At 47.3% G+C, this 10,094-nt stretch carries 7 protein-coding genes, 1 pseudogene and 1 other annotated feature; all 8 genes and pseudogenes read right to left on the reverse strand.

Annotated elements, in window-relative coordinates:
- On the reverse strand, window positions 1–302 hold a 302-nt coding region (locus G4V62_RS18190; protein ID WP_165204948.1), incomplete at its 3' end, for a DUF1868 domain-containing protein.
- A gap of 105 nt (window positions 303–407) precedes the next feature.
- Window positions 408–1,409, reverse strand: a complete 1,002-nt coding sequence (locus G4V62_RS18195; RefSeq protein ID WP_165204950.1) for a LacI family DNA-binding transcriptional regulator — start codon at window positions 1,407–1,409, stop codon at window positions 408–410.
- A 276-nt stretch (window positions 1,410–1,685) separates the two neighbouring features.
- Window positions 1,686–4,778, reverse strand: coding sequence for an isoleucine--tRNA ligase (gene ileS, locus G4V62_RS18200; protein WP_165204952.1), 3,093 nt, complete (start codon window positions 4,776–4,778; stop codon window positions 1,686–1,688).
- Between the two features lie 56 nt (window positions 4,779–4,834).
- Window positions 4,835–5,090, reverse strand: a binding site (T-box leader).
- A gap of 60 nt (window positions 5,091–5,150) precedes the next feature.
- Window positions 5,151–6,691 (reverse strand): annotated as a pseudogene (locus tag G4V62_RS18205) (BCCT family transporter).
- A gap of 437 nt (window positions 6,692–7,128) precedes the next feature.
- The gene (locus tag G4V62_RS18210; RefSeq protein ID WP_165204954.1) at window positions 7,129–7,332 is read right to left on the reverse strand and encodes a hypothetical protein; all 204 of its coding nucleotides are present in this window, start codon (window positions 7,330–7,332) and stop codon (window positions 7,129–7,131) included.
- A complete protein-coding gene (locus tag G4V62_RS18215) occupies window positions 7,305–8,315 on the reverse strand; it encodes an ABC transporter ATP-binding protein (RefSeq protein WP_165204956.1) in 1,011 nt (336 codons plus the stop codon). Before G4V62_RS18215 ends, G4V62_RS18210 begins: the two co-directional genes overlap by 28 nt.
- Window positions 8,312–9,304: an ABC transporter ATP-binding protein gene (locus G4V62_RS18220; RefSeq protein WP_165204958.1), complete on the reverse strand. Its 993-nt coding sequence runs from the start codon at window positions 9,302–9,304 to the stop codon at window positions 8,312–8,314. Before G4V62_RS18220 ends, G4V62_RS18215 begins: the two co-directional genes overlap by 4 nt.
- A partial coding sequence (locus G4V62_RS18225; RefSeq protein ID WP_165204960.1) for an ABC transporter permease occupies window positions 9,305–10,094 on the reverse strand: 790 nt, incomplete at its 5' end. It abuts the gene before it with no gap.

Here is a 10,094-nt window from a genome sequence, read left to right on the forward strand (position 1 = left end):
AAAAATTGATCGATATGCTCAAGGTCTTCATCAATGTTTAAAAATTCGGACCATTTTTCCGGCGTCCGATTAAAATGACACAGCAGCTCAAATACGGTCATATGAATCGACGACATCGGCATCATCGAAAACTTATGGGCACAAGATAGCTTTTGATAGGCAGCTTGTATCTCTTTAATCTTTTCGATGACTTTAGTGTCTTCATATAAGTTGCAGACAATTGTATTGCCAGGAAACCACTTCAACCTCCCTTCTTCGTTGAATTTTTTCGTTGAACCTACAGCATCTGTGAATTGAATCATGATATCTGTCACCCTTCATAAAAATAAAAACTTATGACATCGATGTCATAAGCTCATTAGAACATATAATTACTAAAAAATCATTAATGTATTGTTAAGAAATTGTTAACGACGCCGGACACTCTCCCGTAAAATGAGTTCTGTCGGGATTTCAAGGGACGTCGGTTTTTTATCTTCCATCAGATCTAACAAGTTATGAACGACTTTTTTGGCAAGCTCGACATAATTTTGCGCGATCGTCGTTAAGGACGGCACATAATATGCAGCTAACGGAATGTCATCAAATCCGATCACCGATACATCGCGTGGCACATCGATTTGCAGCTCATGAAAGGCGCGAAATAACCCGGCTACTTTTTCATCCCCTGACACGAAGATCGCATCCGGTAAATGTTTAAGCTCCTTATAGCGATTGTGAGCGTAGCGGTAGACGTCTTCCGTCGTTCTCATGTCATAAACGACATCAACCCACCCCGGATTAAACGACTGTGCCTCATAAGCATCCTTCGCACCTTGCACCCGATCCGCATTGACGATCGAATTGGCACCAATCATCATCATCATCTGCCGATGCCCTTGTGCTAATAAATATTCTGTCAGTGAATAAAGCGCTCCGTAATCGTCGTTCGTGACGTAATTGACATCATCGGTATTACTTTTCCCAAACACGACAAAAGGCTTTTTGAGTTTACGAAGCAATGAAATCCGCTCGTCCTCAGGTTCCTCATAAAAAAGAACCGCCCCATCGATAAAACTGGCCCCAGAGCGCAGAAGCGAATTTTCCAGATCGTCTCCTTGATCAAAATATTCCACCATGACATTAAACTGATGCGCCCGACATTCTAAAATCAGCTTTTCTAACAAAATATGAAACCACTTTAACGGATAAGCTTCTGATTTTTTTACTGAGATGAGAATGTTTTTGTACGACGTACTGCGTAAATGGCGGGCATACGAGTTCGGTGTATAATTTAACTCTTCGATGACTTTTTGAATCGCCTCATACGTCGAGGCGCGTACGTTCTTCTCCCCATTCACCACACGGGAAACCGTTTTTGGTGAAAATCCTGAAATCTTGGCTATATCATAAATTGTTATTTTCCCCATCGTTCGCCTCCGAAATGCTTTTTCGCCCCTCTAAGTTAGCGGCAAGTTGTTTAATGACTTTGTCTCATCATACTATAGTTTATAATCTGGCATCAAAGCCTGTTAGGAAACGGTTAAAGAAACCACTCCTCCTTCTTATCTTCCACCTGTTATAAAGCAAAACGACTCATCTTAGTCATGAAAAAACTGCACCTTCAATGGTTAGCTGTAACCTAACCATCGAGGTGCAGATGTCGTTTTTCACAAGCTTGACCGGGCTACCCGCTTCTTGCTCACTTATGCCTCAATATGAATGCCGATCTGTTCATTTTCCAGCTCGACGTTTTTCATGCCTTCTCGTTCACCAAATTCGATTGTCTTCACGAGCAAGTTCGTCTGCAAAAGGGCGTGGAACTGTTCGATGACTTCGTGCATACGCTCACTTACCGCGAGGGATAGACGGACTCGCTGTTCCACCGGCAGGTTTAATTCTTTGCGATATTGTTGTACAGCGCGAATGAGTTCGCGTGCCAAACCTTCCTTGCGCAGGTCGTCTGTCATCTCTGTATTTAAAAAGACCGTAAATGTTGCGTCTGCTGCCATCTCCAGACCTTCCTGCGGTTTTTGCTTGATCAGTAAATCTTCAGCTTCGACACGCACCTCTTCACCCGTTGGCGCTGTAGTTATGAGGTAGCCTTGGTTTGCGACTGTTTTTGCTTCGTCGAGAGAGAGCGACTGAGCTGCCTTTTGGACGACACCGACGCGCTTCCCTAGCTTTGGTCCGGCGGTTGCGAAATTCAATTTAATATCATAGGTGACGGCAGAACCGGCTGTTTCCTGCAAGTAAATGTCCTTTACGTTGATCTCGTCCTTGATAATCGCAACATATTTTGCGAGCGCCTCCGTTTCTTCGGTTGCGCCGACGACCGTCAAGGCGGCGAGCGGCTGCTTCGTTTTTATGTTTTTTGCATTCCGCAGCTGACGAGCGAGCTCAATCACTTGGAGAACGCGTGCCATCTCGTGCTCCAACGTGGAATCAATTTGGCTTTGATCCGCTTGTGGAAAATCAGTGAGATGAACACTTTCCCCTGTTAAATTCATATGCAAGTCTTCGGCAATAAACGGGGTGAACGGTGCCATTAATTGACTCGATTTCACTAACACCGTATGCAGTGTGTGAAAAGCGGCCCGCTTATCATCATTCATGCCTTCTCCCCAGAAACGATCACGGGAACGGCGAATGTACCAGTTACTCACCTGCTCGATCAATGCCGACAGCTCCCTGGCACCGGCCGTAAAATCATACGCGTCAAGCAAAGCCGTCACGTTTTTGATCACTGTATTCAAGCGAGACAACACCCAACGATCGAGCAGTGTCAGCGCGCCTTTTGGCTCTTTGTCAGCATCAAAGCCGTCAATCAGTGCATACATCGTGAAGAAAGAATGCGCATTATGCAGCGTATCAATCATTTTCGATTTCGCCTGACTGACGATATTTTTGGAGAAACGCTTGTTGTTCCAAGGTGCACTATCTGCTAAAAGTGCCCACCGCAACGCGTCTGCCCCAAAGTCAGAGACGAGCTCCATCGGGTCGATGACGTTTCCTTTGCTTTTAGACATTTTCCGTCCGTCTTCGTCTAAAATATGCCCTAATGAAAGTACCCGTTTGTATGGCGCTTTCCCCGTAAAGAGCGAAGAAACCGTTAAGAGGCTGTAAAACCAGCCGCGCGTTTGGTCGACCCCTTCCGCAATCACGTCTGCCGGGAATTGTTTTTGAAACAGCGCTTCATTTTCAAATGGGTAATGGTATTGCGCAAACGGCATCGCCCCGCTGTCAAACCAAACGTCGATCACTTCTTTTGTCCTCGCCATATCCCCAGCGCACGAAGGACACGTCAGCACGACATCATCAACGTACGGCTTGTGTAGCTCAAGGTCGGCGGCAACGGCATGTTTCGCATGATCCTGTAAATCTTGCCTGCTTTTCGGTGCATATTGATGCGCACAGCTTTGACATACCCATACGTTCAAAGGGGTCCCCCAATAACGATTACGGCCAAGGTTCCAATCAACCATGTTCTCGAGGAATTTGCCAAAGCGGCCGTCTTTCATATGGTCAGGGTGCCACGTGACCGACTGATTGTTTTGCAAAATGGTGTCTTTGATCGCTGTCGTTTTGATAAACCAGCCTTCCATCGCATAGTAGATGAGCGGCGAATCGCAACGCCAACAGTGCGGATAGCTATGCTCGTATTTTTCCTTCGCGTACAAAAGACCTTTGTCGGAGAGCATTTTAATGATCGTGACGTCACAACCTTTTGCGAACTGACCGGCGAGTGACGGAATGGCTTCCGTATAGCACCCCGCTTGATCGACTACATTCACAAAATCTAAACCGCTTGCTTGGATCGCCTGATAGTCATCCTCACCGTGCGCCGGTGCGATATGCACGACTCCGGTACCGCTATCGTCGGTGACAAACGCTGCCGCTAACACTTCATGACCTCGATTGAGATCGAGATCTGTAAACGGCGGCTCGTACGTGAGGCCAACAAACTCACGCCCTTGATGCTCACTCACGATGTGTACGTTTTCGCCTAAGACGTCGTGCACAAGCTTTTTCGCGACGATCAACACGTCTTCGCCTTGCTGCGCTTTAACGTATGTCACGTCCTCATGGACTGCAAGCGCCACATTCGCCGGCAGCGTCCACGGCGTCGTCGTCCAGCCTAAGAAATATTCATTGTCAGTATCACTCACTTTAAACTTTGCCGTCACCGACAAATCTTTCACATCTTTATAACCTTGCGCCACTTCATGGGAGCTTAGCGACGTCTGGCAGCTCGGGCAGTACGGAACGACGCGATGCCCTTGATAGAGCAGGCCTTTTTCGTGAATCGTCGCTAAAATATGCCAGACACTTTCGATATAGTCATTTTGCAATGTGACATACGGATCATCCATGTCGACCCAATAGCCGATTGCGTCAGTAAACGTACGCCATTGCCGCTCGTAGTCAAACACACTTTTCTTACATTCTTCAATAAATTTCTCAACGCCGTAAGCTTCGATCTCGTGCTTCCCCGAGATGCCGATGCTTTTTTCAACACCGAGCTCGACAGGCAGCCCGTGCGTATCCCAGCCTGCCTTACGAATGACTTGATACCCGCGCATCGTTTTATAGCGCGCCACGAAATCTTTAATGACACGACCGAGCACATGCCCTGCATGCGGCAGCCCATTCGCGGTCGGCGGGCCTTCATAAAAGACAAACGACTGTTGTCCTTCGCGTTGTGTCATCGATTTTTGAAATGTTTGCTTTTCCTGCCAAAGCGCTTTGACCCGCTCTTCGCGTTGTAAAGGTTGTTCACGTACATCAACATTTTTCACGCTCATCACGTCCTTTTCTTTTGTCAACGCATTAAAAAAACCCGCCCCTAACCGAAGTTAGGGACGAGCTTGCACCCGCGTTACCACCCTGATTCTATTTATAAAACCGGCATCCGGTTCATTCAATAGCACTCATTCTACGTACCACCATACGCGTTCCGGATAACGGCGGAATACCGGCAAAGCTTAAATGATGTTCAGCTTTGCTTCTCGGAGAGGATGTTCAATATGGACTGGAACATTGACTTTCAGCAACCGTCAACTCTCTGTCGTTCAGCTTCCACATTTACTCGTTCTCGTCATCGAATGTACGACATGCTTTTTTCAGATTGATTATAGCATTCAGGTCCATCATGTCAAGGAGACAGCTGCCTACCCTTGACCTTTCATACGCTGTTCACGCAAAAGCTCCTTCGACACTTTAGGCGCCAGCCATAACGTCGGCAGCAGTAAAATCGATACTGGTACAGCGCTCACGACGATAAAACTTTGCAGAGAGTCGATACTGCCATCGCCAATAAAAAGCAGAATGCCTGCAATGATCCCCATCAATACACCCCAGAAGATGCGGAGCCAAATTTGCGGATTGCCTTCACCGGAAACCGCCATCGCGATCGTATACGACATCGAGTCGCCGGTCGTCACAACGAATACGATCGTCAACAGCAAGAACAACGGGGCAATAATGAAGCCAAGAGGTAATTGTTCGGTAATGGCGATCATCGCGGCAGGCATGCCTCCCGAGCTGAGCTGTTCAGAAACCGAGCCTGGGTTTTCAATCTCAAAGAAAATGCCTGAACCACCGACAACAGTAAACCAGAACGTTGTCACAATGGGCGCAATGACGCTAATCGAGATAATCATTTGGCGAATGGTACGGCCACGTGAAATCCGGCTGACGAGAATCGCCATCATCGGTCCATACCCGATAAACCAGCCCCAAAAGAACACCGTCCAGCTGGCCAGCCACTGTGAATCGCCACGGAAAGTCCCCATAGAGATAAAATTATTCAAATATGAACCAAATGAAGAAATAAACGTGTTTATAATAAAGCCACCGGGACCAACAATGACAACAAAAAGAATAAGTCCTAAAGCGAGACGCACATTAAAATCACTTAACATTTGAATCCCTTTATGAAGTCCGGTAATTGCAGAAATCGTCGTCACAAGCACTAACACAACAATAATCGCGATTTGTGTCATTAATTCGTCTGGAATCCCGAATAAAGCATGTAATCCATAGCTTGCCTGAAGTCCTAAAAAGCCGATTGGACCAATGGTTCCTGCCGCCACTGCAATAATCGCAAAAGCGTCAATCATCGTGCCGAGAAAACTGTGTCTCAGTTTCTCACCAAAATGGGGTACAATAACGTCCTTGGCTTTAAAGGCATCCCTTTATGGTAATGACCGTACATCATGACAATCGCACTCAATGTGCCAAGAATTGCCCACGCTAAGAAGCCCCAATGCATATAACTTTGGGCCAAGGCCGGCATAATTGCTTCTGTCGTTGCATCTCCCAAACCTTCGTGCACTGGTGGTACAGTAAGGAAATGATACATCGGCTCAGCCGCCGCCCAAAACACCCCGCCACCGGCGAGCAAAGTCGCCATAATAATGGAGAGCCATTTAAACGTGCCCATTTCCGGCTTATCCAAATATCCTAGCTTGACATGACCATATTTTGAAAAGGCAATAACTAATCCAATGATAAAGTTCAATAACAATAATACTTGCCAAAAGGCACCGAAATACTTGGCGGACCAGGCGAACCCGTCGCTCACCATCCCTTTGACTGCCTCAACATTCCATATTGACGCAATGACAAACAAAAGTAATAATCCACCACTTACACCAAATACGGGCCAATCGACCTTTGAGGAAACAGGTTCCTCACTTTTTTTAGACATTTCGTTTAGTATGCTCCTTTGATATTCAGCCTTTATGAAAACACATTTTCAAACTCTCTCATATATTGTTTCCCATGTAAAGGAGCAAATAACAGCAAAAAGTTTGTTTAAGGACGGTGAAGCTTGGATACAAGAACATACCACTCAATAGATAAGAGATCGTCTGGAATGCTTACAACAAATTAAATTGTTCTAAGTAATATACTGCAGCATTGTTGCATCGTTAAGGGTTGAGGTCCGTCGTGACGTTTCGTTTCATCACAATTCTTTACTTCGTCGGAACAATTTGGCGAAGGCAGAACAACACTGGCTTCGGTATCTCTTCATGTAATCATTCACGAAATACGCTTCCCAAAAATGCCAGCGAAAAAAGACCTCTTTCCATCTCCTATGGAAAAAGGTCGCACGCGTATCTCGTTTACTATGCACACACAACCTTATTTCTTCTTTGCAAATCTCTTTTTCATAAACCGGCTAAACAGAAGTACGCCGACGACGAGCGCTACATTCAAGACGAGCGTCACAAGGACGAGCTGAAACTCGACAGTGCCCGGCGGCGTCATCAATATCAGTAATGCGCTAAAAACAGCAAAGATAACGGCAATGTAGAAAATTAGTTTGAAGAAGCTGTCAAACGCCATTTCGGTATCCTTTCTGCATGGTGACAGGCGACGACGCCATGCTCAACTTCACGCAACTCTGGATGCTCCTGCTGACAGCGTTCGTCCGCAAACGGACAGCGTGGATGAAACGCACAGCCACTCGGTGGGTTGACGAGGCTAGGCACCTCAAGTCCTTTTAACGGCAGCTCTCGCTTCACTTTTGAGATTTTCGGATCAGGGATCGGCACTGCCGTTAGTAGAGCTTGTAAATACGGATGCTGGGGGTTTTTCATCAATTCACCAACAGAGCTGAGCTCTACCACTCTCCCTAAATACATGACCGCAAGACGCCCGCGTTGCGCGATAAAACGAGCGGTTGCGAGATCGTGCGTAATGTAAATGAAGGCAATATTTAACGTTTGATTGAGTTTTGTCATTAAGTCGAGAATCGCTAACCGTAAGGAGACGTCAACCATCGAGACGGGCTCATCAGCAACAATAACCTCCGGATCGAGGGAGATGGCACGTGCCATGAGAACGCGCTGTCGCTGTCCGCCGCTTAATTGGTGGGGAAATTTTGTTAAAAACTGCTCGGCAGGCTTTAAGCCGACGGTTTCGAGCAACTCAACGATTTTTGCACGTACTTTTCGTCCACCTTTAGCGACGTTGTGCCGCACAAGCGGCGCAGCGAGAGACTGCTGGATCGTTTTCGCCGGGTTTAAGGCTGCATATGAATCCTGCTGCACGAGCTGAATATTCGTCCGATATGCCTTTTTCTTTTGACCGCTTAGTTGACGAACGTCCTCACCTTTATAATAATATGTCCCTGCCGTCGGCTGATGGAGTCCAGCAATCACTTTGCCAAGCGTCGTTTTGCCACAGCCACTTTCTCCGACAACCGCAATCATTTCACCGGGTTCAATGGCGAGGCTAACGTTGGACAAAGCTTTAATCGTCGTACCTTTTTCTTCTTTGTTCGGAAAGTGCATCGACACATGATCGAGCGTCAAAAGTGATGTCATTTTATCGTCGCCGCCTCCTCTTTATCTGGATCATACAGATGACAAGCTGGACGGTAGCCTTCTTCCGTAGGAACCAGTTCGGGCTCAATCGTCTTACAAGCGCTCATCGCAAGCTCGCACCGCGGATGGAACGGACAGCCAAACGGTAACTTTAATAAGTTTGGCGAAGCGCCTGGAATCGGCTTAATTTGATCGAGGTCGTGAATGAGTGACGGAACAGCTTTGAGCAATCCGGCCGTATATGGATGCTTTGGGTGCTCAAAAATCGCATGAATGTCATCAAACTCGACGACTTTACCGGCATACATAACCCCAAGATAATCCGCCACCTTCGCGACAACCGCAATATCGTGCGACAGCAAAAGTAACGTAATGCCAAGCTCACGGTTGATCTTCTCTAAAATCGAGAAAATATAGTCTTGGGTGATGACATCTAAGGCCGTCGTCGGTTCGTCTAGAATGACGACCTTCGGCTCTAACAACAGGCTAAACGCAATCATGACCCGCTGCTTCATCCCCCCGCTCAGTTCATGAGGATACGCCCGCATCATCCGTTGCGGCTCAAGCTTGACGTACTCCAGCAGCTCGGTCGCTCGTTGTTCAATCTCTCTTTCAGTCGCATCCTTCTTATGCGCTCGATACGTTTCGGTAATTTGCTCCCCAATCGTCACAACCGGATTTAACGAGTTTTGCGCTGCCTGAAAGACCATTGACACGTCCGACCACCGATACTGACGCAACGCTTTTTCCGACATTTGTAAAACGTCCTTACCGTCCACCCGAATTCCGTTTGCCGAAATCACCCCTGGCGCCGACACCATCCGGAGCAGTGTCGAAGCTAAGGTCGATTTCCCGCTCCCACTCTCACCGACAAGCGCCGTCACCTTCCCTTTTGGAATCCGAAGCGTCACATCGCGCACCGCCTGCACCGTGCCTCCGCGCAACGGAAAATCAACATTCACCCGCTCAAATTCGATGATGTTTTCCATTTAAGCACCACCTCTCGTACGCAATCTAGGATTTAAAGCTTCATCCAGCCCATTGGCAAGAAAAATCGTGCCGAGCTGAAACAACGCAAGACAGACGATCGGCGACAGCACATACACGTAGCCGTTCGGATTAAAGATACCGCCCGTTTGGGAAATCGCCAGGTTCAGCATTTGCCCCCAGTTCGTCGGCGAATATGGTGCTAAGCCGAGCATCATAATGGCAACGCTGCCGACAATCGCTCCACGCATAATCATAATAAAGTTGATCGCCAAGTAGGAGACGATATTCGGCATTATTTCTTTAAAGATCATGTGAGGCAAGCCTAAATCCATCACCTTACAGATGACGATAAAATCCCTTTCCTTTAACGAAATGACTTGCGACCGCACAGCCCTCGTCAACCCCGGCCAGCTCCATGCACTCAGCACAAGCGCAAAAGAAAACGGGTCTTCAATCGACAAAAATGCTGCCAAAATAATAAACACAGGTAACGATGGAATCGTTAAAAACAAATTCGTCAGCATCATCAGCACCGTGTCGAGCTTCCCGCCGACAAGTCCCGAAATCATTCCAAGCACCGCCCCAAAGGTCAGCGTCACCGCCGCCGCCAGTAAACCGATGAATAGAACCTCCTGTGAGCCGTGCACAATCTGCGCCCACACATCCCGTCCCCCATAATCTGTCCCGAGCCAATGCTCAAAGCTCGGCTGTTCGTACCGATTTTCATAATCGACTTGCATATTTAACGGAAAAATCCGCGGTCCAACCGTTGCCATAAGAATGAAAAAA

The sequence above is a fragment of the Litoribacterium kuwaitense genome (genome assembly GCF_011058155.1).
Taxonomy (GTDB): Bacteria; Bacillota; Bacilli; order Bacillales; family DSM-28697; genus Litoribacterium; species Litoribacterium kuwaitense.

What these genes read in the sequence shown, in the direction of transcription:
- G4V62_RS18215 (WP_165204956.1), bottom strand. Translation starts at nt 8,315, where the DNA reads ATGACATCACTTTTGACGCTCGATCATGTGTCGATGCACTTTCCGAAC.
- G4V62_RS18210 (WP_165204954.1), bottom strand. Translation starts at nt 7,332, where the DNA reads ATGGCGTTTGACAGCTTCTTCAAACTAATTTTCTACATTGCCGTTATC.
- G4V62_RS18195 (WP_165204950.1), bottom strand. Translation starts at nt 1,409, where the DNA reads ATGGGGAAAATAACAATTTATGATATAGCCAAGATTTCAGGATTTTCA.
- G4V62_RS18220 (WP_165204958.1), bottom strand. Translation starts at nt 9,304, where the DNA reads ATGGAAAACATCATCGAATTTGAGCGGGTGAATGTTGATTTTCCGTTG.